The sequence below is a fragment of the Neobacillus niacini genome (genome assembly GCF_030817695.1).
GTDB classification, from domain to species: domain Bacteria; phylum Bacillota; class Bacilli; order Bacillales; family Cytobacillaceae; genus Neobacillus; species Neobacillus niacini_F.
In genome coordinates this window covers 4,204,317-4,230,136 of record NZ_JAUSZQ010000002.1, presented here as the reverse complement: position 1 = coordinate 4,230,136, position 25,820 = coordinate 4,204,317, and the positions used below count along the sequence as shown (strand labels likewise).

Annotated in this window: 25 protein-coding genes; all 25 read left to right on the top strand. The window is 37.5% G+C overall.

Annotated elements, in window-relative coordinates; translation table 11 throughout:
• Positions 1-76 precede the first annotated feature (76 nt).
• Complete coding sequence (locus tag QFZ28_RS21175; RefSeq protein WP_307196479.1) at positions 77-982, top strand: 2-dehydropantoate 2-reductase; 906 nt, start codon at positions 77-79, stop codon at positions 980-982.
• On the top strand, positions 979-1,371 hold the full coding sequence (locus QFZ28_RS21170) for a DUF3397 domain-containing protein (protein WP_307196478.1): 393 nt from the start codon (positions 979-981) through the stop codon (positions 1,369-1,371). The genes QFZ28_RS21175 and QFZ28_RS21170 overlap by 4 nt, the downstream gene beginning before the upstream one ends.
• 79 nt (positions 1,372-1,450) lie before the next feature.
• On the top strand, positions 1,451-3,085 hold the full coding sequence (bshC, locus tag QFZ28_RS21165) for a bacillithiol biosynthesis cysteine-adding enzyme BshC (RefSeq protein WP_307196477.1): 1,635 nt from the start codon (positions 1,451-1,453) through the stop codon (positions 3,083-3,085).
• Positions 3,086-3,239: 154 nt separating this feature from the next.
• Positions 3,240-3,671, top strand: coding sequence for a division/cell wall cluster transcriptional repressor MraZ (mraZ, locus tag QFZ28_RS21160; protein ID WP_306072615.1), 432 nt, complete (start codon positions 3,240-3,242; stop codon positions 3,669-3,671).
• Positions 3,672-3,731: 60 nt separating this feature from the next.
• On the top strand, positions 3,732-4,664 hold the full coding sequence (gene rsmH, locus QFZ28_RS21155) for a 16S rRNA (cytosine(1402)-N(4))-methyltransferase RsmH (protein ID WP_307196476.1): 933 nt from the start codon (positions 3,732-3,734) through the stop codon (positions 4,662-4,664).
• A 36-nt stretch (positions 4,665-4,700) separates the two neighbouring features.
• Complete coding sequence (gene ftsL, locus QFZ28_RS21150) at positions 4,701-5,060, top strand: cell division protein FtsL (protein WP_307196475.1); 360 nt, start codon at positions 4,701-4,703, stop codon at positions 5,058-5,060.
• Positions 5,057-7,291, top strand: a complete 2,235-nt coding sequence (locus QFZ28_RS21145) for a penicillin-binding protein (protein WP_307196474.1) — start codon at positions 5,057-5,059, stop codon at positions 7,289-7,291. The genes ftsL and QFZ28_RS21145 overlap by 4 nt, the downstream gene beginning before the upstream one ends.
• Positions 7,292-7,380: 89 nt before the next feature.
• Positions 7,381-9,300, top strand: coding sequence for a stage V sporulation protein D (locus QFZ28_RS21140; protein WP_307196473.1), 1,920 nt, complete (start codon positions 7,381-7,383; stop codon positions 9,298-9,300).
• A 191-nt stretch (positions 9,301-9,491) separates the two neighbouring features.
• On the top strand, positions 9,492-10,952 hold the full coding sequence (locus QFZ28_RS21135) for a UDP-N-acetylmuramoyl-L-alanyl-D-glutamate--2,6-diaminopimelate ligase (RefSeq protein WP_307196472.1): 1,461 nt from the start codon (positions 9,492-9,494) through the stop codon (positions 10,950-10,952).
• A gap of 2 nt (positions 10,953-10,954) precedes the next feature.
• Entirely contained in the window at positions 10,955-11,410 is a 456-nt protein-coding gene (locus QFZ28_RS21130) for a hypothetical protein (RefSeq protein WP_307196471.1), read from the top strand.
• A 1-nt stretch (position 11,411) separates the two neighbouring features.
• The gene (gene mraY / locus QFZ28_RS21125; protein WP_307196470.1) at positions 11,412-12,386 is read left to right on the top strand and encodes a phospho-N-acetylmuramoyl-pentapeptide-transferase; all 975 of its coding nucleotides are present in this window, start codon (positions 11,412-11,414) and stop codon (positions 12,384-12,386) included.
• The gene (murD, locus tag QFZ28_RS21120; protein WP_307196469.1) at positions 12,387-13,739 is read left to right on the top strand and encodes a UDP-N-acetylmuramoyl-L-alanine--D-glutamate ligase; all 1,353 of its coding nucleotides are present in this window, start codon (positions 12,387-12,389) and stop codon (positions 13,737-13,739) included. It begins immediately after the preceding gene.
• Between the two features lie 53 nt (positions 13,740-13,792).
• Positions 13,793-14,893 (top strand): stage V sporulation protein E, encoded by a 1,101-nt coding sequence (gene spoVE / locus QFZ28_RS21115; protein ID WP_307197088.1) that lies wholly within the window; start codon positions 13,793-13,795, stop codon positions 14,891-14,893.
• Positions 14,894-15,047: 154 nt separating this feature from the next.
• Positions 15,048-16,151, top strand: a complete 1,104-nt coding sequence (murG, locus tag QFZ28_RS21110) for an undecaprenyldiphospho-muramoylpentapeptide beta-N-acetylglucosaminyltransferase (protein ID WP_307196468.1) — start codon at positions 15,048-15,050, stop codon at positions 16,149-16,151.
• A 63-nt stretch (positions 16,152-16,214) separates the two neighbouring features.
• Positions 16,215-17,123 (top strand): UDP-N-acetylmuramate dehydrogenase, encoded by a 909-nt coding sequence (gene murB, locus QFZ28_RS21105; protein ID WP_307196467.1) that lies wholly within the window; start codon positions 16,215-16,217, stop codon positions 17,121-17,123.
• Positions 17,124-17,316: 193 nt separating this feature from the next.
• Entirely contained in the window at positions 17,317-18,117 is an 801-nt protein-coding gene (locus QFZ28_RS21100) for a cell division protein FtsQ/DivIB (protein WP_307196466.1), read from the top strand.
• Positions 18,098-18,805, top strand: a complete 708-nt coding sequence (locus QFZ28_RS21095) for a DUF881 domain-containing protein (RefSeq protein ID WP_307197087.1) — start codon at positions 18,098-18,100, stop codon at positions 18,803-18,805. Before QFZ28_RS21100 ends, QFZ28_RS21095 begins: the two co-directional genes overlap by 20 nt.
• A gap of 52 nt (positions 18,806-18,857) precedes the next feature.
• Positions 18,858-19,595, top strand: a complete 738-nt coding sequence (locus QFZ28_RS21090; protein ID WP_307196465.1) for a DUF881 domain-containing protein — start codon at positions 18,858-18,860, stop codon at positions 19,593-19,595.
• Positions 19,595-19,957, top strand: a complete 363-nt coding sequence (locus QFZ28_RS21085; protein WP_132085939.1) for a small basic family protein — start codon at positions 19,595-19,597, stop codon at positions 19,955-19,957. The genes QFZ28_RS21090 and QFZ28_RS21085 overlap by 1 nt, the downstream gene beginning before the upstream one ends.
• 126 nt (positions 19,958-20,083) lie before the next feature.
• The gene (ftsA, locus tag QFZ28_RS21080; RefSeq protein WP_307196464.1) at positions 20,084-21,370 is read left to right on the top strand and encodes a cell division protein FtsA; all 1,287 of its coding nucleotides are present in this window, start codon (positions 20,084-20,086) and stop codon (positions 21,368-21,370) included.
• A 42-nt stretch (positions 21,371-21,412) separates the two neighbouring features.
• Positions 21,413-22,549: a cell division protein FtsZ gene (gene ftsZ, locus QFZ28_RS21075; protein ID WP_307196463.1), complete on the top strand. Its 1,137-nt coding sequence runs from the start codon at positions 21,413-21,415 to the stop codon at positions 22,547-22,549.
• A gap of 237 nt (positions 22,550-22,786) precedes the next feature.
• Positions 22,787-23,725, top strand: coding sequence for a sigma-E processing peptidase SpoIIGA (spoIIGA, locus tag QFZ28_RS21070; RefSeq protein ID WP_307196462.1), 939 nt, complete (start codon positions 22,787-22,789; stop codon positions 23,723-23,725).
• A gap of 44 nt (positions 23,726-23,769) precedes the next feature.
• Positions 23,770-24,489 (top strand): RNA polymerase sporulation sigma factor SigE, encoded by a 720-nt coding sequence (gene sigE, locus QFZ28_RS21065; protein ID WP_063251599.1) that lies wholly within the window; start codon positions 23,770-23,772, stop codon positions 24,487-24,489.
• Between the two features lie 169 nt (positions 24,490-24,658).
• Positions 24,659-25,438 carry an RNA polymerase sporulation sigma factor SigG gene (gene sigG / locus QFZ28_RS21060; RefSeq protein ID WP_307196461.1) on the top strand — a complete coding sequence of 260 codons (780 nt, stop codon included), beginning with the start codon at positions 24,659-24,661 and terminating at the stop codon, positions 25,436-25,438.
• 101 nt (positions 25,439-25,539) lie between these two features.
• Entirely contained in the window at positions 25,540-25,809 is a 270-nt protein-coding gene (locus tag QFZ28_RS21055) for a YlmC/YmxH family sporulation protein (protein ID WP_307196460.1), read from the top strand.
• Positions 25,810-25,820 lie beyond the last annotated feature (11 nt).

Genomic DNA, 25,820 nt, shown 5'->3' with positions numbered 1-25,820 from the left:
TTTTAGGACAACCGTACAAACTACGTGCGGCATCTGATAAAATAAAATAAAAAAAGACAATAAATGGGTGGGTAACATGAAGATTGGTATTATTGGTGCTGGTTCTATTGGATTATTATTCGCATCATACTTAAGTAAGACCTTTTCTGTCACGCTTTATACCAAAACAAGCGAGCAAGCGGAAATGATTAACCAAAACGGGATATGCCTGCAAGAGGGGGCTTCACAAAGCAGAGTTTGTATCGAGGCCTTTCCCGTTTCAAAATGGACTGGTTTAGAAGAATTAACCATTATTGCGGTCAAACAATATCAACTTCAGTCTATTATTAATCAGATAACTAGTATGGATTTTGTGCCTCAAAACCTATTATTTTTACAAAACGGAATGAGTCATTTAAAATTACTTAGAAACATTCCAGCTGCTAATATTTTTGTTGGATCCGTTGAGCATGGGGCCAGTAAAGTGAATACATATAGTGTTTCTCACAATGGTAAAGGGACTATTAATGTTGCTCTTTTTAAAGGCGGTTTTGGAAGAATAAGGGAGTTCGCTGAACTTTGCGCTGCTATACAGTTCCCTATTACCCTGAAAGACGATTATTATAATATGCTTATAAATAAATTAATTGTAAATGCAGTCATTAATCCTCTATCGGCAATCCTTCAAGTCAAAAATGGTGAATTAATTTCAAATACTTTCTATTTTGCTGCTGTAAAAAAACTATTTCTAGAAATCTCTTATATTTTAAACCTAGAAGATCCGCTTAAAAGATTTAGAGATGTGTTGAAGATTTGTAAAAAAACAGGCAATAACCGGTCATCTATGCTAAAAGACCTAGAGGCAGGGAGTAGAACTGAAATTGATGCAATACTCGGCTTTTTAATAGAGGAAGCTAAGGTTCAACAAAAAACGGCTGCTAACATTGAAAGTTATTATTATTTAATTAAAGGGATAGAAAAGGATCGGAGGGGAGTTAATTGAATTCATTCATCTCATCAATCATTACCATTTTCTTAACCGTACCTCTTCTTGGTTTTTTCATAATTTATGTTTTAAATAAGTTGATAACAAAAAACGCTCGAAAGTCTTTTCATAAAGCATTGGACTACTCCACGATTTTCTTTATAGTGGCCGTTCATTTTTTGTTAATAACCATTTGGGGCAAATCTTTTTTTGGTCTAATTCTGCTAATATTACTTGTCATTGCAATGATATTCGTGGTAATACATTGGAAGCTAAAAGGAGAAATTATATTTGCAAAGGTTTTTAAAGGGTTTTGGCGTTTTAATTTTCTTATTTTCTTTCTAGCCTATATATCCCTAACCGTATTTGGCATACTGCGGAGTGCAATAACTTTTACATTTTCTTAAGCAAAGATTTTTTTTATTAGTGTGGATGATGCTATACTCATATGGAATGAATATGGTTGATCAGAAAGGAAGTACTTAAATGGAGATTTTAAATCTCTCATTGTCAGCAACAAATCGATTTGCTTCTAATTATTTAGAACAATCTCCTGATATTCTGCCTTTTTTCCATTATCGGTTTAATGACTTTGCCGAAGATCAGAAGAGGTTAGACGAATTAAGCAATCGAGACTTTCCTCGGGAAAAAGTAGCTGGTCACATAGAGAAATTTATGGAACGTTTTCCATCATCAGAAGCAGTGAAAAATTCACTTGAAAAACTAAAACAATTGAATAGTGTGGTGGTTATTGGCGGTCAACAAGCAGGTATCCTTACAGGACCCCTTTATTCGATACATAAGATTATCTCCATTATTAAATTAGCAGAGGAAAAAGAGCGGCTGCTTGGTGTACCAGTCATACCTGTGTTCTGGATAGCTGGAGAAGACCATGATTTTCATGAGGTGAATCATGTTTTTATACCGGTAGAGCAAAGAGTTGACAAATGGTCTTACCCTGAGAAGGTTAAACAAAAGAAAATGGTCTCAGATATCACCCTTGACAAAGATGTTTGCCGAGAATGGGTCATTAATTTAATTGAAAACTTTGGTGAGACCAATCATACAAATCAGCTGATCAACTTTGCAGAAGAGACATTAAGCAATTCTTCAACGTTTGTTGATTTTTTTGCTAATATTGTAATGGAGCTCTTTAAGGATTATGGCTTATTAATTGTGGATTCAGGTGACCGTAACTTCCGGCTTTTACAAACAGAGCAATTTTCTCAACAAATCGAGCAGTATAGGGAAATTACCAATTATTTACTTGAACAGCAAAGTATTATAGGTAAAAAGGGTTATCCAATCACCATTGATTCAAATGAAAAAGCTGCCAATTTGTTTTATTACAATCCAAAATCAAATGAAAGAATTTTGCTTGAATTTGATTCAGAAAGTAATTCTTTTGTGGGGAAAAGTGGGGTTGTCTCCTTTGCAAAAGAGGAACTAATTGAAATGGCCTATCACGACCCGGCAAAACTTAGTAATAATGTGGTGACACGTCCATTAATGCAAGAATGGCTTTTCCCAACTCTGGCATTTATTGCTGGACCCGGAGAAATTTCTTATTGGGCTGAATTGAAGCTTGTTTTTGAACATTTTAAAATAAAAATGCCTCCAATTGTTCCAAGGTTAAACATAACCTTGGTGGAGAGAGCTGTTGAAAGTGATATTCATGAACTCAACTTAGACCTATCCCAGGTATTGAGCAGGGGATCTGTAGAGGATAGAGACCAGTATCTAGAGTCAATCAAGGATAAAGAGATTTCTGAGCTTTTTACTAACCTGAGATCACAATTATTAAAGCAGTATGAACTGATTGAAATGAAAACGAATCAGCTTGATAGCAGTTTGCTGCCACTGGTAAAGAAAAATGAAACCTATTTATTAAAACAGATTGGATTTATGGAAACAAAGTTGGAGGAATCTGTTAAATCAAAGTTCAATGTGATTCTTAGTAAGTTTAATCGCATAGATTTATCCTTACGACCTGATGGATTTCCGCAAGAGCGAGTTTGGAACATTTTCTATTATTTAAATCAGTATGGACCAAGTTTTATTAAAGAATTAATGGAACTCGAGTTTGTATTTGATGGAAAGCATAAGGTTATAAAACTTTAAGGAACTTCACTCTTCATGAGTGAAGTTTCTTTTTTTTGAAGAAATTTACTGCATAAAAAAGGATTTAGGGAAGCTAGAAAAGAATAATTAAAAAATAGGTGGAGGAAAGTGGGGGAATGTGGTACATTTTAAATAGAAAGTGGGGGTACCGGGTATGTTTATGGGTGAATACCATCATAGCATTGATAATAAGGGCCGGATGATTGTGCCTTCCAAATTCCGCGAAGAGCTTGGAGAAATGTTTATTATCACACGCGGTTTGGATCAATGTTTGTTTGGTTACCCATTAAAAGAGTGGGCGCTTATCGAAGACAAACTTAAAGGTCTGCCCCTGACAAAAAAAGACGCCCGTGCATTTACCCGATTCTTCTTTTCTGGTGCGACAGAGAGTGAACTAGATAAACAGGGAAGAATTAATATTCCAGCACCATTACTTCAGTATGCAAAACTAGAAAAAGAATGTGTAGTTTTAGGAGTATCCAATCGAATTGAAATTTGGAGCAAACAGATTTGGGAAGACTATTTCTCAGAGTCTGAAGAATCTTTTGCTGAAATTGCAGAAAATATGATTGGTTTTGATATATAATGGACAAGTTATTCTATTATAACTCCGTTTTATATCGTTCGATTGGAAAAGGTGATAATGATGTTTGAACATACAACTGTGTTACTAGATGAAGCTGTTAACGGATTGAATATTAAACCAGACGGCATTTATGTTGATTGTACATTAGGCGGGGCTGGACATAGTTCCCTGATACTATCAAAACTTACTGATAACGGAAAATTGTTTGCCTTCGATCAAGACGAAGTGGCTATTGCCAATGCAAAAGAGAAATTGTCACTCTACGGTGAGCAGCTAATCATAATCAAGAGCAATTTCTTATATCTAAAAGAAGAACTTGAACAGCTTGGGATTGAAAAAGTTGATGGGGTCCTATATGACCTTGGTGTTTCCTCTCCCCAATTAGACACTCCAGAAAGAGGATTCAGTTACCATCATGATGCACCACTGGACATGAGGATGGACAATGATGCGGATATTTCAGCCTATGATGTTATAAACCATTGGTCTTACGAGGATTTGGTTCGAATCTTTTTTCGCTATGGAGAAGAGAAATTCTCTAAGCAAATTGCGCGAAAAATAGAGGCTAGAAGAGAAATTAAGCCAATTGAAACTACATTTGAGCTGGTTGAACTTATTAAGGAAGGAATTCCTGCCCCAGCAAGAAGAAAGGGCGGACATCCGGCTAAGAGGATATTTCAAGCTGTAAGAATTGCTGTTAATGATGAACTAGCGGTTTTTGAAAAATCTTTACAAAAAGCAATTGATATCCTTAATCCAGAAGGAAGAATCAGTGTTATTACTTTCCATTCTTTAGAAGACCGGATTTGTAAGGCGGCTTTTAAAAAGGCAAGTGAAACACCAGATCTACCGCATGGATTACCTATAATTCCTGAAGAATTTAAACCAATTTTAAAGCTAATTACCCGAAAACCTATTCTTCCTTCTGAAGAAGAATTAGAACATAATAACCGCGCACGATCTGCAAAATTGCGGATTGCGGAAAAACTATAAAGAGAAATAATAAAATAACCATGTGGAGGGGAAAGAATGAGTAGTCTTGCCAGGAAATTTCAGCAGCAACAGCAAGGAGAACGGACAGTACAGGAACAAAGTATTGTAAAAACAAAAAAACACTGGCTTACACCTGGGGAGAAAATAATCGGAGTCGTATTTACAGGGTTGGTTTGTTTTGGTGCCGTCCATCTCATCTCGAATCAAGCGGAAATTTACCAGGTGAATAAGGAAATTCAGGAGGTCCAAACCTCGATTAATGAAATAGAAAAGGTAAATAATGACCTGCAGGTTCAAGTGAGTGAACTTAGCACGTATGAACGGATATGGGAAAAAGCAAAAGAAATGGGACTTGTTTTAAACGAAAATAACGTCAAGGTTGTGCACGAGGAATGAACAAGAAACAGCCATATATGAATGTCGGGGCAGCCGGATTGTTTGCATTATTCGGCCTGCTCTTTTTTATATTGCTTTTTAGATATTTTTCTATTCAGATTACCGGTGAGGTCGGCTCACAGCCACTCGCCGCAAAGGCCCAGCAAAAATACAGCAGAACAGGAAATTTAGAGGCGGTAAGAGGAGTCATATATGACCAAAAAGGGGAAGTTATTTCTGAGGATACAACTTCATACACATTAATTGCAATTTTGGATAAAAAAATGACGACAAACCCAAAAAAGCCGAACCATGTCACTGATCCACAAAAAACAGCAAGCGAATTAGCAAAAATTATAGATTTGAAAGAATCAGAGATTTATAAGATTTTAACCAAAGATCAATTTCAGGTTGAATTTGGGAAAGCGGGCAGAGATATATCACATCAAACGAAAAAAGAAATTGAAGCCCTTAAGCTGCCAGGTATAACGTTTAAACGCGATTCAAAAAGGTTTTATCCGAATGGAGTTTTTGCTTCTCACTTAGTAGGTTACGCTGACAGAATCGACGAGGAGGATGGAACTTATAACTATGTTGGAAAAATGGGGATTGAAAAAACGTTAGACAAAGAGTTAACAGGCACGGATGGGAAGATTAATTATGAAAGTGATTTATGGGGATATTTGCTTCCTAATGGAGAACAAAAGGTTTCCCCAGCTCAGAATGGAAATGATGTGTATTTAACGATCGATAAGAAGATTCAAACCTTTTTGGAAGATGCTATGAACAAAGTAGTAGAAGAATATAAACCAAAAAAAATTATTGCAATTGTTGCCGATCCAAAAACAGGTAATATTTTAGCGATGGGACAAAGACCTTCCTTTCACCCAAAAACGAAGGAAGGGATAGAGAACAGCTGGCACAATGAAGCAATCGAAACTTCTTTTGAGCCTGGTTCAACCATGAAAATTTTTACGCTTGCTGCGGCAATTGAAGAAAATAAATTTAATCCCAATGATCTTTTCCAGTCTGGTTCTTATAAAGTAACATCAAAAGATAAGGCGATACATGATCATAAGAGATCTGGATGGGGAACGATTTCATATCTTGAAGGAGTTCAACGCTCTTCGAATGTGGCTTTTGCAAAAATAGCAAATGAACACTTAGGATTTGATAAGTTTCGTGAATATTTGACTAAATTCGGTTTTGATAGGCCAACCGGCATTGATTTGCCTTCTGAAACTACGGGGAAAATTCAATATACTTGGCCAATTGAAAAAGCAACCACCGCTTATGGACAGGGGACTGCAATTACGCCCATTCAGCAAATTCAAGCGATGACTGCGATTGCTAACAATGGGAAAATGATGAAGCCGCAAGTGATTGATAAAATTGTCAATCATGACAGTGGTGAGGTAATTAGAGATGTGACTCCTGAGGTTGTATCAACACCTGTTTCCGCAGAAACTGCGAAAGAAGTCCGTGACATTCTCGAAACGGTAGTAACAAATAAGGAAACAGGTACGGGGACTCGATATCAAATTGATGGCTATAGTGTTGCTGGGAAAACAGGAACAGCAAGTATTCCTAATCCAAAGGGCGGCGGTTATTTAGACGGGCAAGAGGATTATATTTTTTCATTCTTAGGAATGGCGCCTAAAGATGATCCGAAGTTAATTGTATACGTTGCGGTTCAACAACCGGACATTGACCACTATTCCATGGGGTCGATTCCAGTTTCAATGGTCTTTAATCCTGTGATGAAAAACAGTTTACAGTATTTAAACATTCAGCCTTCACAGCAAGAAAAAGCCTCAACTACGAAATTAGCAGATTTACAGGGTCAAGGTGTACCTGAAACAGTTAAACAACTTGAGGAATCCGGTCTAGATGTAGTTGTGTTAGGAAAAGGAGCAAAAGTCACAGGTCAGCTTCCTGCAGCAGATACAAATGTTCTTGAAGGTGAGAAAATAATTATCCAAACAGGTGGGAAATTGGCGGCACCGGATATGACAGGATGGTCACTTAGAGACGTAATGAAGGTCGCGAAGATATCGGGATTGAAGCTAAATTCTACAGGCAACGGTTACGTTGTTAAGCAAAATATTAAAGAAGGTGCTTCTTTACGCAAAGGAGATTTTCTTATCGTTGATTTAAAAACGACGGAAGAAAAGCTGGAAATGGAAGCAAAAGAAGCGGAAGAAAAAACTGATGGATCTGAGGAAGATTTGGAGAATCTACCAAGGGATTAATCGTGATAGAAGAACCGCTGTAATCGTTCTAATCGATTTAGTACAAGCATATAAATGTACGAGTAGGATAAAGGAGGCTCGTTCATTTTATGCGTGTTTCAAATGTAACTGTCCGTAAAAGGTTAATGATTGCAATGTTCGTAGGAATTTTAATCTTTTTAATCATTGATGTCCGACTTGGTTATGTACAGTTTGTTCTTGGTGATATGCTGACTGATCAGGCAAAGGGTTCATGGAGCAGAAATATTCCTTTTGAACCAGAGCGCGGCGAGATTGTAGACCGTAATGGTGTGCCATTAGCAACAAATATTAGTGCTCCAACTGTATATGTGGTACCGAGACAGGTCAAGGACCCAGCAACTACTTCTGAAAAACTTGCAGCAGTCTTAAATATTCCAAAAGAAAATGCTTACCGACAGATTACCCAGGGGGAGTCCATCGTCAGGATTAAAGAAGGAAGAAAAATTTCTCATGAAAAAGCAAAAGAAATCAGGGCCTTGGGTCTTGAAGGGGTATATATAGGAGAAGACTCAAAAAGGCACTATCCTTTCGGAAGCTACCTTTCTCATGTTCTAGGGTTTTCTGGGGTGGACAACCAAGGGTTAATGGGATTAGAGCTTTACTACGATAAAGAGCTAAGCGGCGAAAGAGGCTCTGTTAAGTTTTATGCAAATGCTAAAGGTGAAAGAATGAATGACATGGCTGACGATTATGAGCACCCGGTTGATGGTCTTGATTTAAAGCTGACGATTGATACAAAAATACAAACCATAATGGAAAGAGAGCTTGATATTGCTGAGGCAACCTATAATCCCGATGGAATCATAGCGATTGCGATGGATCCGAATAATGGGAAAATATTAGGGATGTCAAGTCGTCCAACCTTTGATCCAGCTAACTTTCAAAACGTTCCACAAGAGGTATACAACAGAAACCTGCCTGTATGGTCAAGTTATGAGCCTGGTTCAACCTTTAAAATTATCACTCTTGCGGCCGCTTTAGAGGAAGGAAAAGTTGATTTAGAAAAGGAACATTTCCATGATTCAGGTTCTGTAGAAGTAGCTGGGGCAAGATTGAAATGCTGGAAAAGAGGCGGTCATGGAAGTCAATCCTTCCTTGAGGTCGTGCAAAATTCATGTAACCCTGGTTTTGTAGAATTAGGGCAGAGATTAGGTAAGGATACTTTGTTTAAATATATAAAAGATTTTGGTTTTGGGCAGAAAACAGGGATAGATTTAGCTGGTGAAGGATCAGGAATTTTGTTTAATTTAGATCGAGTCGGTCCGGTTGAATTAGCGACTACCGCGTTTGGTCAAGGGGTATCGGTAACGCCGATCCAACAGGTTGCTGCAGTAGCGGCAGCGGTAAACGGCGGGACTCTTTACAAGCCATATATTGCACAAGAGTTAATCGATCCGGTGACTAAGGAAGTAGTCATGAGGAATACACCTGTTGCAAAAAGAAAAGTAATTTCTGAAGAAACGTCTAAAGAAATCCGCCATGCACTTGAAACGGTAGTCGCTCAAGGTTCAGGGTTTAGGGCATTTGTTGATTCCTATCGAATTGGTGGTAAAACAGGAACAGCTCAAAAAGCTCAAAATGGGAGATATTTGGAAAATAACTTTATCGTTTCCTTTATGGGCTTTGCTCCTGCAGATGATCCACAAATCGTTGTTTATGTTGCCGTTGATAATCCAAAAGGTGGACTTATTTTCGGTGGAACTGTAGCCGCTCCAATCGTTGGCAGTATTATGAAGGATGGTCTTATGGCAATGGGGGTAGAACCTCGAAAAGATCAAATTGAAAAGGAAATAAAATGGCCAGATAGGCCATTGATTACCCTGCCTGACCTAACCGGTATGACTAAGTTAGAAATTACAGAACAACTGTTGGATCTTAAAATTGATGCCAGCGGTGAAGGAGATATTGTGGTAAGACAGTCCCCTGAAGCTGGCTCAAAAGTTAAAGAAGGATCAACCATTAGACTTTATTTTGATAAAGATGAGTAAATAGTTAAAAGTATTTAAGTCAGGCGGCCGGAATGATTTCCGCCGCCTGTTCTATTGAAAAAATCAAATAGGAATCTTAATGATAAATAGCATTCTACTGTGTTTTGCTGTAAAATAAGGTGAATCTTTTATAAGGGAATTTTTTTATGTTAAAATTGGTAATTTTCTAAGGCAAGAGAGGATTTGAGATTATGAAACTACATGATTTACTTCGACATTTGCACCTTCTCGTTCCTTATCAAGGAACAAATCCAGAAATCACTTCGATTGAAAACGACAATCGTAAGGTGCAAAAGGGAAGCTTATTTATTTGTATAAAAGGATATACGGTCGACGGTCATGATTTTGCGGAATCAGCAGTTAAAAGTGGTGCTGTTGCAATACTTGCTGAACGGGAACTTTCACTATCTGTACCGGTAATAATCGTTAATGACACAACGCGGGCAATGGCAATACTGGCTGATGCTTTTTATCAACATCCAACCAAAAAGCTGCATTTAATCGGAATTACAGGAACAAACGGAAAGACAACCACAAGTCATTTAATTGAAAAAATATTTTCTGATGTAAATCGGTGCACCGGCTTAATTGGAACCATGTATACAAAAATTGGCGATCAGAAGTTTGAAACGAAAAATACAACTCCTGAAAGTCTTGTCCTCCAAAAAGGGTTCCAACAAATGCTTGAAAATGGCGTTGATACAGCGATTATGGAGGTTTCATCGCATGCTTTACATATGGGAAGAGTTCATGGCTGTGACTACGATATTGCGGTATTTACAAACCTCACCCAAGATCATTTGGATTACCATAAAACAATGGAAGACTACATGCAGGCAAAGAGTTTATTATTTTCCCAGCTAGGAAACACATTTGATGCTAATAAACCGAAATTTGCTATCTTAAATGCAGATGATCCGGCTTCTGATATTTATTGTAAATCGACAGCAGCGATTGTTTATACGTATGGAATTGATAATAATGCGGATTTCCAGGCAAGAAATATTCATATGACTTCTGCGGGGACTTCCTTTGAAATAGGAATAAAAGAGAAGATTTATTCCATTAACATTCAATTAATAGGTAAATTTAGTATATATAATGTTTTGGCTAGTATTGCAACTGCGTTTGTTTCAGGGATACCGATGGAAAAAATTATTGAGTCAATCGAGAGTGTTAGGGGAGTAGACGGTAGGTTTGAGCTGGTAAGTGCAGGTCAAGACTTTACCGTTATCGTAGATTACGCTCACACACCTGATAGTTTAGAAAATGTATTGAAAACGATACAAAGTTTTGCAGATAAGAAGATTTTTGTAATAGTGGGCTGTGGTGGAGACCGGGACAAAACGAAGAGACCTTTAATGGCAGAAATTGCTTGTCGTTATGCTACAGATCCGATATTTACCTCAGATAATCCAAGAAGCGAGGATCCTTTAGCCATATTAAAAGATATGGAAGTAGGTGTCCTTGGGAAAAGTTATATCACAATTCCTGATAGAAAAGATGCGATTGTAACGGCAATCAACCAGGCCTCTGCTGGTGATGTAATCCTAATTGCTGGTAAAGGACACGAAACATACCAAATTATTGGCAGTAATGTTTATGATTTTGATGACCGACTGGTTGCTCGGGAAGCTATCGAGGGGAGATAGAAATGTATTTAGCGTTTAATGATTTAGTAAAGTTATTCTCTGATATAAGGGGCATAAAAGAAGCGGATCATCATTATGTTACGGTAACAGACGATGCAAAGGCAATACAGACTAGAGGTTTATTCATACCGTTAAACGAAGATTCGGGGGAACTTTTAGAGGCAATTGCCAACGGAGCGATCGCGGCCATTTGGGATAAAAAAAAGCAGCTGCCTAAATACACACCTAATCACTTTCCAATCTTTTTTACGAATAACCCCATTGAAGCTGTTAGAGAACTTTTACGATTTTACATTGAAAATATGGACGGAGAAAAAGCAGAAAAAATGAATATGACTAAATTTGCATTTTTGAATAAAAAACTTCTCAAAGAAAATAAAGAAACATATGATATAGCTGTAATGTTGGAAAAGATATCAAAGATAAATTCAATAGATAATCTCGAAAGGAGGGGATAAAATGCTGGAACAAGTTATTTTTTTCACAATATTAATGGGATTTCTGATTACAGTGCTGCTTTCTCCAATATTTATTCCCTTCTTAAGAAGGTTGAAATTTGGACAAAGCATTCGGGAGGAAGGACCCAAATCCCATCAAGCAAAAACAGGTACACCAACGATGGGTGGAATTATGATTTTATTCTCTATTATCATTACTACTTTAGTAATGACAGGGAAATTTTCTGAACCCACTGTTAAAACCTACTTACTTATCCTTGTGACCTTTGGTTTTGGATTACTTGGATTTTTAGATGATTTTATCAAAGTGGCGCTAAAACGTAATCTAGGATTAACCTCAAGACAAAAGCTGTTAGGGCAAGTCATCATTTCAATTATTTTTTATCTTGTATATAAACAGAATGGGTTTCCAACAGAAATCACCGTTCCCGGAAGTAATTATTCTATTGAACTTGGCTGGTTTTATGTATTTTTCATACTCTTTTGGCTGGTAGGTTTCTCGAATGCAGTCAATTTAACAGATGGATTGGACGGATTAGTTTCAGGTACAGCAGCAATTGCATTTGGTGCCTATGCCGTCTTAGCCTGGAATCAATCGCAGATGGAAGTGGCGATTTTTTCAGTTGCTGTAGCAGGGGCGGTGTTAGGCTTCCTTGTTTTTAATGCTCACCCTGCAAAGGTGTTTATGGGTGATACCGGTTCGTTGGCACTTGGCGGCGCCATAGCAACCATTGCAATTCTAACCAAGTTAGAATTATTATTAGTCATAATCGGAGGCGTATTTGTCATTGAAACGTTATCGGTTATATTACAGGTAATCTCATTTAAAACAACAGGTAAAAGAATATTTCGAATGAGTCCGCTCCATCACCATTATGAGCTAATTGGCTGGTCAGAATGGAAGGTTGTTGTCACTTTTTGGAGTGTTGGATTAATATTAGCGATACTAGGTATCTATATTGAGGTGTGGTTATAAGTGAAGCAGTTAAATACGTATCTCCATAAAAAAATTCTTGTCCTTGGTTTAGCCAAAAGCGGGGTAACAGCTGCAGCGCTCTTACATAAGCTTGGTGCATTTGTAACGGTAAATGATAAAAAGCCATTATCAGAAAATCCGGAAGCGCGAGGATTATTAGAACAAGGGATTAAAGTCATTTGCGGCGAACATCCGGTAGAACTTCTTGATGAAGGATTTGAACTGATTGTTAAGAATCCCGGCATTCCTTACCAAAACCCTATTATTGAAGGGGCGCTGGAGAAAGGGATTCCTGTATTAACAGAGGTGGAGCTTGCTTACCAAATATCAGAAGCACCTTTCATCGGTATAACCGGAACAAATGGAAAAACAACCACGACGACACTTATTTATGAAATGTTAAATGAAGGCAAAAAGAGCCCATTAATTGCCGGTAATATTGGAACGGTAGCGTCAGGTGTGGCTCAGGAAGCTACTTCAGAAAATAATATCGTGATTGAATTATCTTCTTTTCAATTAATGGGAATACAGAGCTTTAATCCAAAGATAGCCATTATTACAAATCTCTATGATGCGCATTTGGATTATCATGGAACGAGAAAAGAATACCACAAAGCAAAAGCGAATATTAATAAAAATCAGACGGAAGAAGATTACTTTATTTATAATGCAGACCAGCAGGAAGTACGGGAAATTGCCGAGTGTTCACAAGCAACTATTATTCCCTTTTCAACAAAGCGAGTCCTAAATGAAGGGGCTTATATTCGTGATGGTTGGATTTGGTTTAATAATGAGAATGTAATGAAAGTAGATCAAATTGCCCTTCCTGGAGTCCATAATCTTGAAAATATCTTATCAGCTATGGCTGCAGCAAAGTTAACTGGTGTGAGCAATGAAGCCATTGAGACCGTTCTTAGAACATTTACAGGGGTTAAACACCGACTTCAGTATGTTACAGAAATTGCTGATAGAAAGTTTTATAATGACTCAAAGGCAACGAATATTTTAGCTACGATAAATGCATTACAGGCATTTAAGGCTCCAATTATCCTTTTAGCTGGAGGACTTGACCGCGGAAATGAATTTGATGAATTGCTGCCATATTTGAAAAATGTGAAAGCGTTGGTTACCTTTGGTCAAACCTCAGCGAAAATTAATCGTGTTGGAATGGAAGCAGGAATAAAACAAATTAACACTGTCGATAATGTTGAAAAGGCCGTGCCGGTTGCTTTTGAATACTCAGAACCAGGCGACGTTATTTTGTTATCTCCTGCATGTGCAAGCTGGGATCAATATAAAACTTTTGAAGTCAGGGGAGACATTTTTATCGAAGCGGTGCATAAGCTTAAGTAAGGGTTGTCCACGGAAAGCGGGAGCCCTAAAACTTGCTATTCGAGGTGTTAGGTGTGCCGACAAAAAGAACAACTCCTGATTTTATATTATTAATTGTTACATTTACGCTATTAGCAGTAGGACTTATTATGGTTTATAGTGCGAGTGCAATATGGGCAGAGTATAAATTCGATGACTCCTTCTTTTTCGCGAAAAGACAAACACTTTTTGCCGGTGTTGGAATTGCCGCCATGTTTTTTATTATGAATGTTAATTATTGGACATGGAGAGAGTGGTCAAAGGTCATATTAATAACCTGCTTTGTGCTACTCATTCTGGTACTCATCCCAGGAGTTGGAAATGTTAGGAACGGATCACGGAGCTGGATTGGTGTAGGGGCATTCTCCATCCAGCCATCAGAGTTTATGAAGCTCGCAATGATTGCCTTTTTAGCTAAGTTTCTCTCTGAGAGACAGAAATTGATAACCTCTTTTCGACAAGGGCTGGTTCCTTCGCTCGGTCTTGCTTTTGTAGCCTTTGCTCTTATTATGCTTCAGCCAGATTTAGGGACTGGAACAGTAATGATTGGAACATGTGTGGTTATGATTTTTATTGCAGGAGCTCGGGTGGGACATTTTGCTTTATTAGGTTTAGTAGGTTTAGCAGGATTTGTAGCTCTGGTTGCTTCCGCGCCATATAGGATGAAAAGAATAACCTCGTTTCTAGATCCTTGGCAGGATCCGTTAGGCAGTGGATTCCAAATTATTCAATCGCTTTATGCAATCGGTCCTGGTGGACTATTTGGGCTGGGCCTCGGTGAAAGCAGGCAGAAATTCTTCTACCTACCTGAACCGCAAACGGATTTTATCTTTGCTATTTTGTCTGAAGAATTAGGCTTTATTGGCGGATCCTTTATCATTCTTTTATTCGCATTGTTGTTATGGAGGGGAATACGTATTGCCCTTGGTGCACCAGATTTATATGGCAGCTTTTTGGCGGTTGGTATCATATCAATGGTCGCGATACAAGTTATGATTAACATCGGTGTTGTCACTGGTTTAATGCCTGTTACCGGAATTACGCTGCCGTTCTTAAGTTATGGTGGTTCTTCTCTAACATTGATGTTGATGGCAATAGGTGTTCTTTTAAATATTAGCCGTTATTCTCGATATTAACTTACCCTGTTTTTTAGGCAGGGTTCTTTTTATTTATTTCCGTCTTAGTTTACAATTAGATAACAATCTTTTTTCAATCCTTAACTTCTGTTAATTTTATAGTAAGATAGGATAAGAAATTAGCTTAAAGCATTTATTAATTTGGGGTGGACATATGAAAATAGTAGTAAGCGGCGGGGGGACTGGGGGACATATATATCCAGCACTTGCTCTCATAAGGGAAATACAAAAAGAAAACAAACATGCCGAGTTTTTATACATAGGGACAAAGAACGGATTGGAAAGTACAATTGTTCCTCGGGAGAAGATACCTTTTAAATCGATTCATATTACTGGATTCAAAAGAAAATTATCCTTAGATAATATCAAAACCGTATTAAGATTTTTAAAAGGTGCCAGGGACAGTAAAAAAATGTTAAAAGAATTCAAACCTGATATTGTTATTGGAACTGGTGGTTATGTTTGTGGTCCCGTTGTGTATGCAGCCGCAAAATTAAATATCCCAACTATCGTCCATGAGCAGAATAGCGTACCAGGGCTGACAAACAAATTTTTGAGCAGATACGTAAATAAGGTTGCCATTTGTTTTGAGGAGGCCAAAGAATATTTTCCAAAGGATAAAGTGGTGTTTACAGGGAATCCTCGAGCGTCGGAAGTAAATGGTAAAGATGGAATCAGAGGAAGATTATCCGCGGGATTGAGTACGACCATGCCAGCGGTATTAATTTTTGGAGGCAGCCGTGGTGCGAGACCGATAAATGATGCGGTTGTTAAGGCGCTATCTGAATTTGGTGAAAAGCCGTATCAGGTACTATATGTTACAGGTGATGTGCATTTTAAAGATGTACAAAACGAAGTAGAGCTTGTGGGAAATCCGAAAAATGTGGTCATAAAGCCCTTTATTCATAACATGCCAGAGGTTTTATCTGGTATTGACTTAGTTGTCTCAAGAGCCGGCGCAACAACGCTTGCTGAGATCACTTCATTAGGAATTCCAAGTATTCTTGTCCCAAGTCCATATGTGACAAATAACCATCAAGAAAAAAATGCGCGGTCACTTAGTGATCACGGTGCAGCAGAACTACTCCTCGAAAAAGACTTAAATAACAAAAGTCTTGTTCAGCAAATAGACAAAATTTTGTTAGATAATGAGTATTTAAAATCAATGAAAATGAAAGCAAAAAAATTAGGGGTACCTGACTCTGCTGAGAGACTTTATAAACTTATGAAACAGCTAGTACAAGAAAAACAAAAGTAGCCCAAACAGGTTTTTAGCATAAACTAAAACTATACGTTTGTTTTGAAAGATAGGGTGATAGGAATGGACGGATTATTTACAGAAATTCAAGATTTAAACATTGGCAAAGTGAAGAGAAATGAACGGTTATCCCAGCATACGACCATGAAGATTGGAGGTCCTGCTGACATTTTTATTGAGCCTTCTTCTTTGGAAAATATCCAAAAGGTAATGACCTTTTTAAAGGAGCGGCAAATTCCATGGAGGGCAATTGGCAGAGGTTCGAATTTACTGGTCTCTGATAAAGGGATTGAGGGTGTAGTAATTAAATTAGGCTCAGGTTTAGACCATCTAACCATAAATGATTCTGCGATAACAGTAGGCGGGGGTCATTCTGTAGTAAGCTTATCTACCTTGATATCTAAAAAGGGATTATCGGGACTTGAATTTGCCAGCGGCATCCCTGGGTCTGTGGGCGGAGCAGTTTATATGAATGCAGGAGCACATGGTTCAGATATTAGTAAGATTTTAACTAAGGCACATATATTGTTTGAAGACGGATCCATGGAATGGATAACGAACGAGGAGATGGAGTTCACTTACAGGACGTCAGTCCTTCAAAAGAAGCGGCCTGGTATTGTTTTAGAAGCAGAATTCCAACTCACAAAAGGTGATAGGACTGCGATTGTTTCACAAATGCAAAAAAACAAAGATTACCGTAAAGAAACGCAGCCATGGAATTTCCCATGTGCAGGGAGTATTTTCCGAAACCCACTGCCGAATTACGCAGGAAAACTTATAGAAGACGCGGGATTAAAAGGGTACCAAATGGGCGGTGCGAAAATATCAGAAATGCACGGAAACTTTATTGTGAATGCTGGTAATGCAACCGCTAAGGATGTTCTAGATTTAATTCAATATATAAAAGATACAATCCTTCATTTATATGGAATTAAAATGGAAACTGAGGTAGAAATTATTGGGCGTGTGTAAAAAGAAATAGTCGTCCTAATTACAAATTTTGTGATATAATTACTCATTATAAATATGGAAAAAAACTGAGAAAATGAATGACGGCATGACTTTTCGTGCCGTTGTTTTCGCTTTTTAGGCAGGGGAAGCGGGTAGTATTTAATAGGTTTTCTTTTTGGACATGCTAAGCGTTATTCTTAATGGAGGGAAGTGTATGGATAAAGGTAAGATTGTCGCTCTTGAGGATCGAATTCCCAAGCTTAAAGAGCAAAGACGGCGTAAAGCTAACAGAAGGCTGATCATTCTTCTATTTTTGTTCTTTACTATGATTGCCGTTGTCGCATATGCACAGTCACCATTAAGTCATGTAAAAAAGATTACGATTAAAGGAAATGAATTGCTGTCAACAGATGAAATCATTAAAATAACTGAGATATCTAAAAATACAAATATTTGGAGTGTAAAGAAAGATACGATATCATTAACGCTTCAAAAAATGAACGTTATTAAACAAGCAAAAGTGTCTATAAAATGGCCCAATACCGTCATGATTGAGATAGAAGAACGTAATAAAATTGCCTATTTAGAGTCCGATGGCTCCTATTTCCCAGTAATGGAAAACGGAAAGGTCCTTAAGGATAGGGAAGTTACTGAATTACCTATTAATGCGCCCATCCTTTTTAAATTTACAGAGGGAGCAATCCTTAAAGAAATGGTCACTGCACTAGATGAACTTCCGGTAGAGGTTTTGAATGCTATTTCTGAAATACACTATACGCCGAAAAAAACAGACGAGTATCATATTTCATTATTTATGAATGATGGTTTTGAAGTAAGTGCTACACTGCGTAGCTTTTCGGAAAAAATGATACATTATCCTTCGATCATAAGCCAATTGGATCCGAGCATTAAGGGTATTATCGATTTAGAGGTAGGTTCCTATTTTAAGGCCTATGAATTGGAAGCGGACGAATCGGAGGAATTGGAAATTGAAAATGATAAAGGTGAAGGGTAAACATGTTGTTTTATCCCTAGTGTGCCTTGTTCTTGGATTTATGATTGCATTTTCTTATCATTTTACCCAAAAAGAATTAAATAAAAATGAAACAAATTTAACAAGTGATCAATGGTCGAAAACACTTGATCTTAGAAATCAACTTATTGAAATAGAGGAACTAAATCGTAAGTTACAAAAGGAATTAAACCAAAAGCAAGATAAGGTTCTAGAGAACGAAAAAGACCTTTCAAAAGAAGCGGAAGTCTATTCAACTCTTGCAGAAGATGCAGAAAAATACCGGATGTTCTTAGGCAAGGTGAAGGTGAAGGGTCAAGGAGTCAGTGTCCAGCTTTCAGATGGTGCTTACGACCCAAACGAAGAAAATTTAAATAACTATTTAGTTCATGAACACCATGTATTTAAAGTTATTAATGAGCTTTACATTTCAGGTGCAGCAGCGATTGCAATTAATGGTCAGAGATTGACAGGCCAATCTTATATTATTTGTAACGGACCGGTCATTACGGTTGATGGCATTCAACATCCAGCGCCATTTGTGATTACTGCAATTGGTGACCCAGAGGTATTAACTTCTGCCTTGAACCTTACAGGTGGTGTAAAAGATCAACTTGTTAACGATAATATTGTTTTTACTTTAGAAGAAAAGAGTGAAATCATCCTAAATCCAATTTTAGGACAGTCATAAGGTATTTGAATATGTCCACGTGAAGATTAAAAATAAAGGTTAGGTGAAAAAAGTGGACAAGCTTAAAAAAAATTTTAGTTTTATTGCTATATCTGCAGTGATAGGTTTTATGATTGCCATCCAATTTCAAACAGTAAAAAAGCCTGTAGAACGTGATACTCGAGATTTATGGCAGCTACGGGAGGCTATACTTCAAGAGAAAGAATTGCAGTCTGAGTTACTAACTGAAATTCGTTCGATTGAAGAAAAATTACTTGCCTATGAATCGAAGCAAAAGCAAAGTAAGGAACAGGCATTACGTGATACCATTCAAGAATTGAAGAATGAGGCAGGAATGACTAGGGTAACAGCTCCGGGTTTACTATTGAGAATTGAACCGATTGTTGAGGAAATTCAAATTGGGGTTGAGTTATCAACGGCTGTGTCACCTGAACTTTTAAAACGATTATTAAATGAATTGAATATGTATGACGCAAAATATGTTTCTGTTGATGGTCAGCGAATTATTAATACAACGGTCATAAGAGATATTAACAATGAAACAAAAATTGATGGTCACGCATTGTCAAGCTTACCAATTGAAATTAAAGTAGGCGTTGATCATATAGAAACCGCTGAAAAATTATACAATCAAATGAAAGTATCGAAGGCTACGGAAGAATTCTTCATCGAAAACCTAAAATTGACTATTTCGGAGCCAAATCTTGGAATTACTATTCCTGCATATGATAATCCTATCCGGATTCGATATTTAGAGTCAATGAAGGCGAATGAAGGAGGGAATACATAATGTGGCTTCCGTTATTAGGATTAATAGTCGGAATCTTTCTTGGCCTATTAACAGATATTAGGATTCCTGAAGAGTATTCAAATTATTTGTCTATTGCAGTTTTGGCAGCTCTTGATACGTTATTTGGGGGTATAAGGGCGCACCTGCAAAATATTTATGATGAAAAAGTTTTCGTTTCTGGTTTCTTTTTTAATATTTTACTTGCTGCAAGTTTAGCTTTTCTAGGGGTTCATCTTGGTGTAGACTTGTATTTAGCAGCTGTTTTTGCCTTTGGTGTCCGCTTATTTCAAAATATTGCAGTAATTAGGCGGATATTATTGACAAAATGGTCAACAAACAAAGAAAAATTAGAAAAAAATTGATTTTTTTAAAGGGAATTATCTAGTTGTGACGAATAATTTTATAAGATATAGGTATGTACTTTTATTATATATCTTATGATTAATAATTGTTGTTCGACTGAAGGAATGCTAAGGAGGTGCCAAAGAATGAACAGCAATGAAATATATGTAAGTCTTGACATCGGTACATCCAGTGTAAAAGTAATCATTGGTGAAATTGTCAACGACTCGATAAATATAATTGGTGTTGGAAACGTAAAGTCTGAAGGACTGCGTAAAGGATCTATCATTGACATTAATGATACCGTTCATTCTATTAAACGTGCAATTGAAGAAGCTGAAAGAATGATAGGAATGGAAATAAGACAAGTGATTGTTGGAATTTCTGGCAATCAGGTTGCTCTTGAACCATGTCGTGGAATTGTCGGGGTTTCCAGTCAAAATCGCGAAATCACAAATGAAGATGTAAAACGTGTTATAGACGAGGCACAAGTTGTATCTATCTCTCAGGATAGAGAAATTATTGGGGTTATCCGGAAACAATTTATCCTTGATGGTAAGGATGAAATTAATAATCCATGTGGTATGATAGGTGTCCGTTTGGAAGTTGAAGGAACTCTTATTACTGGTTCCAATGCCATCATTACGAATACATTACGATGTGTCGAGCGGGCTGGATTAGAAATTACCGATATTATCCTGCAGCCGCTTGCAGCAGGAGAGTATGCACTTTCTAAGGACGAGAAAAATCTAGGAGTTGCTTTAATCGACCTAGGCGGCGGTTCAACAACCATAGCGTACTTTGAAGAAGGGTTCTTGGCCGCTACAAGTGTAATACCAGTAGGCGGAGACCTCATTACAAATGACCTTTCTAAGGTACTACACACTTCAACCGAGGATGCTGAAAAAATCAAAGTGAAATATGGACATGCTTTTTACGATGATGCTTCAGAAGATGAGTTCTTCAGTGTTCCAATTATCGGAAGCGATCAGCATCAACAATTTAATCAATTATATGTTTCCGAAATAATAGAAGCTCGAATGGAAGAAATTTTTGAGTTGATTGCTCATGAACTGAAACGATTAGGTATCAATGATTTACCTGGAGGGTTTGTATTTACAGGTGGTACTGCAAATATGCAAGGTATATTAGAACTAGCTCAAACGATTTTCCAAAGTCCAGTACGCAAAGCCGTTCCCAACTATATTGGAGTAAGAGAGCCTCAGTATACAACTGCGGTTGGTTTAATTAAATATGCTTACAAGAATGCTAGATTACCAGGTGGAACATTCGTCGCTTCAGCACCTGTTACTGAACCAATCGAGAAGAAAGTTCAAAAACAACAACAACAGCCAAAAGCAAAACCAGAAAAACATCCGGAAGATAAGATGTCATCAAAAGTAAAAAAATTCCTTGGTCTCTTTTTCGAATAGACAAATACGAAAAGGATTATCGACGAATTAGGAGGATTTGTCATGTTAGAGTTTGATACAAATTTAGATTCTCTTGCTACAATAAAAGTTATTGGGGTTGGCGGCGGAGGTAACAACGCAGTAAATCGAATGATCGAGCATGGTGTTCAAGGAGTAGAATTTATCGCGGTTAATACCGATGCACAAGCACTAAACCTTTCAAAAGCAGAAGTAAAAATGCAAATTGGCTCAAAATTAACAAGAGGTCTTGGTGCAGGAGCTAATCCTGAAGTAGGCAAGAAAGCGGCAGAAGAAAGTAAAGAACAATTAGAAGATGCATTACGTGGTGCCGATATGGTTTTCGTTACTGCTGGTATGGGCGGTGGAACAGGTACAGGGGCTGCTCCAGTTATCGCACAAATTGCCCGTGATTTAGGAGCTCTAACAGTGGGGGTTGTAACTCGCCCATTTACATTTGAAGGTAAAAAGCGTTCTAACCAAGCAGCCGGTGGTATTGGTGCAATGAAAGAAGCCGTGGATACTTTGATTGTAATCCCGAATGACCGCCTTCTTGAAATCGTAGATAAAAGCACTCCAATGCTCGAAGCCTTCCGTGAAGCAGACAATGTGCTTCGTCAAGGGGTTCAGGGTATTTCAGACTTAATCGCAGTTCCAGGTCTTATTAACCTGGACTTTGCAGATGTGAAGACGATTATGTCAAACAAAGGGTCCGCGTTGATGGGGATCGGTATGGCAACCGGTGAAAATCGTGCAACGGAAGCTGCTAAAAAAGCGATAAGTTCTCCATTGTTAGAAACATCTATTGATGGTGCACAAGGAGTTCTAATGAATATTACAGGCGGCAGTAACTTGAGTTTATATGAAGTTCAGGAAGCTGCTGATATTGTGGCAACAGCATCAGACCAAGAAGTAAATATGATTTTTGGCTCTGTAATCAATGAGAACCACAAGGATGAAATTATTGTTACCGTTATTGCTACTGGATTTAATGAAGAAGTGATTCAGCCAAAGGCTACTCGTCCAACATTTGGACAAGCAAAACCGCAGCTAAGTGCAGTAAAGCGGGAACAAAAACGTGAAGAAGCACCACAAGAAACAATCCGAAGCAACAACAACGCTCCCCAAGAAGAAACACTAGATATACCAACATTCCTACGCAACCGAAACCGTAGAAGATAATAATAAAAAAGACATGGTCCAGAAGGGCTATGTCTTTTTTGTTTAAATTTTATTAGACAAAATACGTTGTTTATAGTGAAAATTTCTGTTTTTTTGATTACAGAAAGTGACACACTTTAGCCGATAAATTAGGTTATACTTTTTTCTAAACAGAATAATAGAAAAGATTGGTAATACACCCTTATGTATAATCCATAAAGCTAGTAATTGCTTTTGACATTCAAAGGGGGAAGCTGGTTGTCTGTATATTTAGATGTTATTTGGGCCCTTAATCTGTTGTTTGATAGCCTTCTCCTGTATCTATCTGCCATTTTTTTAAAAAGACAAATTCGAATATGGAGGATAATAGCAGGCGGTTTTATTGGTTCACTAATCATAGTATTGTCGTTTACACCATTACATACCTACTCTAACCACCCGTTCTCGAAGCTAATATTTTCGGTGGTAATGGTTTTAGTTGTATTTGGGTATAAACGATTATCCTTTTTCATTAAAGCTTTAATGACTCTTTATGTAACAACATTTCTAATTGGAGGAGCATTAATTGGAGCACATTATTTTGTCCAATTTGATTCTGAAATGTCAACAAAAGTAATGATTGCAAGTGTGACTGGTTTTGGTGATCCAATTAGCTGGATTTTTGTTTTGCTAGGTTTTCCAATAGCTTGGCATTTCTCCAAACGGAATATCGAGAGTATGGAAATGACCAAGATCCAATTTGATCAGATTGTCAATGTCACCTTGAAAATAAATAACGAAACTTTTACTTTTAAGGGTTTAGTTGACAGTGGAAATCAGCTTTATGATCCATTATCAAAACTTCCAGTTATGTTTGTTTCCATTAAGAATATGCTAGAAGGCATGGCCGAACCAATAATAAAAATGGCAGCTGATCCAGAATCTCTGATTTTAGGAAACCAAGAGATTCCTGATGATTGGCAAAATAAGCTAAGGATTGTCCCATGCCGGGTGGTAGGACAAGAGCACCAGCTCATCGCTGCTGTAAAGCCTGACTTAATTATTATTCATACAAAAGGAGAAAGTTACTTATGCGAAAAGGGTCTCGTATCATTTACTATGCAGCAATTATCTGCTGATGATGCCTTTCAATGCATCGTTCATCCAAAAATGCTCACCGGACCTAAGCAGCATAGTGATTCGGTGAAAGTAAGCTAATAATACTATACTCAGAAAAACATATTTTAGAAGGAGGAACTTGCGTGAAAAAATGGAGACTTCGCTTATCCTACTACTGGTATAAGATACTGATTAAATTAGGAATTAAAAGTGATGAAGTTTATTATATTGGCGGCAGCGAAGCCTTACCGCCTCCTTTAAGTAAGGATGAAGAAGAGCTGCTTTTAAATAAGCTTCCAGGTGGTGATAAGGCAGCTAGATCGATTTTAATCGAACGGAATCTAAGGCTTGTTGTCTATATCGCTAGGAAATTTGAAAACACCGGAATTAATATCGAGGATTTAATTAGTATTGGAACGATTGGTTTAATTAAAGCGGTGAATACCTTTAATCCTGAGAAAAAAATTAAGTTGGCTACATATGCGTCCAGATGTATTGAAAATGAAATCCTTATGTACTTGCGGAGAAACAATAAAATCAGATCTGAAGTTTCCTTCGATGAACCATTAAATATCGATTGGGACGGTAATGAGCTATTATTATCCGATGTTTTAGGAACAGACGATGATATTATTACCAAGGATTTAGAAGCAAATGTAGACAGAAAATTATTAACCAAGGCGTTACACCAATTGTCGGATAGGGAAAAGCAAATTATGGAGCTGCGCTTCGGATTAACCAATGGAGAAGAAAAAACACAAAAGGATGTAGCCGATATGCTGGGAATTTCTCAATCGTATATTTCTAGGCTTGAAAAAAGAATTATTAAAAGATTGCGAAAAGAATTTAATAAAATGGTTTAATAACACAAAAAAAGAATTTTTTTCTTGGTGATAGACCTTTGAAACTAAAGATATAATCGTATTTTTCGACATTTTCGTGACAATCCCCTAGAAAGTACAAGTGCATATTTTTCCTGCTCAAGGAGATACTGTTTTTTGTACAGCAACTCCTATGAGGAGGGAAAAGGGATTGACTCGAAATAAAGTTGAAATTTGTGGCGTAGATACATCAAAACTTCCTGTATTAAAAAATGAAGAAATGAGATTACTCTTCAGGCAAATGCAAGAGGGCGATATTACAGCACGAGAAAAACTCGTCAACGGAAATTTACGGCTCGTTCTAAGTGTTATTCAACGGTTTAACAACCGCGGCGAGTTTGTTGATGATCTGTTTCAGGTTGGCTGTATTGGGCTTATGAAATCGATTGATAACTTTGATTTAAGTCAAAACGTTAAGTTTTCCACTTATGCCGTACCAATGATTATTGGCGAAATACGCAGGTACCTGCGCGATAACAACCCTATTCGCGTTTCTAGGTCCTTAAGAGATATCGCTTATAAGGCATTACAAGTAAGGGAACGATTAATGAGTGAAACTTCACGGGAACCAACTGCTGAGGAGATTGCAAAAGTATTAGAAGTCCCACATGAAGAAATAGTATTTGCATTAGACGCTATCCAAGACCCTGTGTCTTTGTTTGAACCAATCTATAATGATGGCGGCGACCCTATTTATGTGGTGGACCAATTAAGTGACGAACGAAGTAAAGATATTCATTGGATTGAAGAAATTGCCCTAAAAGAAGGTATGCGCCGCTTAAATGAGCGGGAAAAGTTAATTTTAAGAAAACGTTTCTTCCAGGGCAAAACACAAATGGAAGTTGCAGACGAAATTGGGATTTCACAAGCGCAGGTATCACGTTTAGAAAAAGCTGCAATTAAACAAATGAATAAAAATATCCAGAGCTAAAGCTGTCCTTTTGGGCAGCTTTATTTTTTCTGTCATTTACAGATATATTGCAGGAACAAATCATATATTTTCAGTAGGATAAAATAGTGGGAGTGAGAGATATGGTGAAAATATCAGAATTTCAGATTAAAGATGTGGTGAATGTAGCTGATGGAAAAAAACTTGGGAATATTGGAGATATCGAAATTAATCTTACTACAGGGAAAATTGAAGCGGTTATCGTTACCGGCAGCGGCAAAGTTTTAGGTTTTTTTGGCAGAGAAGAAGATATCGTTATTCCGTGGAAAAACATTATTAAAATAGGTCAAGATGTAATACTGGTACGATTCAAAGCGATTGAAGAGAGACCTGCAGAAGAAATGGAAGTATAGCTCTGTGCATG

Bases quoted from the DNA above. Each gene is read 5' to 3' on its own strand.
- QFZ28_RS21055 (WP_307196460.1), top strand. From the start codon at position 25,540: ATGGTGAAAATATCAGAATTTCAGATTAAAGATGTGGTGAATGTAGCT.
- mraZ (WP_306072615.1), top strand. From the start codon at position 3,240: ATGTTTATGGGTGAATACCATCATAGCATTGATAATAAGGGCCGGATG.
- QFZ28_RS21135 (WP_307196472.1), top strand. From the start codon at position 9,492: ATGAAACTACATGATTTACTTCGACATTTGCACCTTCTCGTTCCTTAT.
- QFZ28_RS21085 (WP_132085939.1), top strand. From the start codon at position 19,595: ATGTGGCTTCCGTTATTAGGATTAATAGTCGGAATCTTTCTTGGCCTA.
- murG (WP_307196468.1), top strand. From the start codon at position 15,048: ATGAAAATAGTAGTAAGCGGCGGGGGGACTGGGGGACATATATATCCA.
- QFZ28_RS21145 (WP_307196474.1), top strand. From the start codon at position 5,057: ATGAACAAGAAACAGCCATATATGAATGTCGGGGCAGCCGGATTGTTT.
- ftsZ (WP_307196463.1), top strand. From the start codon at position 21,413: ATGTTAGAGTTTGATACAAATTTAGATTCTCTTGCTACAATAAAAGTT.
- ftsL (WP_307196475.1), top strand. From the start codon at position 4,701: ATGAGTAGTCTTGCCAGGAAATTTCAGCAGCAACAGCAAGGAGAACGG.
- mraY (WP_307196470.1), top strand. From the start codon at position 11,412: ATGCTGGAACAAGTTATTTTTTTCACAATATTAATGGGATTTCTGATT.
- ftsA (WP_307196464.1), top strand. From the start codon at position 20,084: ATGAACAGCAATGAAATATATGTAAGTCTTGACATCGGTACATCCAGT.
- QFZ28_RS21175 (WP_307196479.1), top strand. From the start codon at position 77: ATGAAGATTGGTATTATTGGTGCTGGTTCTATTGGATTATTATTCGCA.
- rsmH (WP_307196476.1), top strand. From the start codon at position 3,732: ATGTTTGAACATACAACTGTGTTACTAGATGAAGCTGTTAACGGATTG.
- murB (WP_307196467.1), top strand. From the start codon at position 16,215: ATGGACGGATTATTTACAGAAATTCAAGATTTAAACATTGGCAAAGTG.
- QFZ28_RS21100 (WP_307196466.1), top strand. From the start codon at position 17,317: ATGGATAAAGGTAAGATTGTCGCTCTTGAGGATCGAATTCCCAAGCTT.
- QFZ28_RS21130 (WP_307196471.1), top strand. From the start codon at position 10,955: ATGTATTTAGCGTTTAATGATTTAGTAAAGTTATTCTCTGATATAAGG.
- QFZ28_RS21095 (WP_307197087.1), top strand. From the start codon at position 18,098: ATGATAAAGGTGAAGGGTAAACATGTTGTTTTATCCCTAGTGTGCCTT.
- bshC (WP_307196477.1), top strand. From the start codon at position 1,451: ATGGAGATTTTAAATCTCTCATTGTCAGCAACAAATCGATTTGCTTCT.
- QFZ28_RS21140 (WP_307196473.1), top strand. From the start codon at position 7,381: ATGCGTGTTTCAAATGTAACTGTCCGTAAAAGGTTAATGATTGCAATG.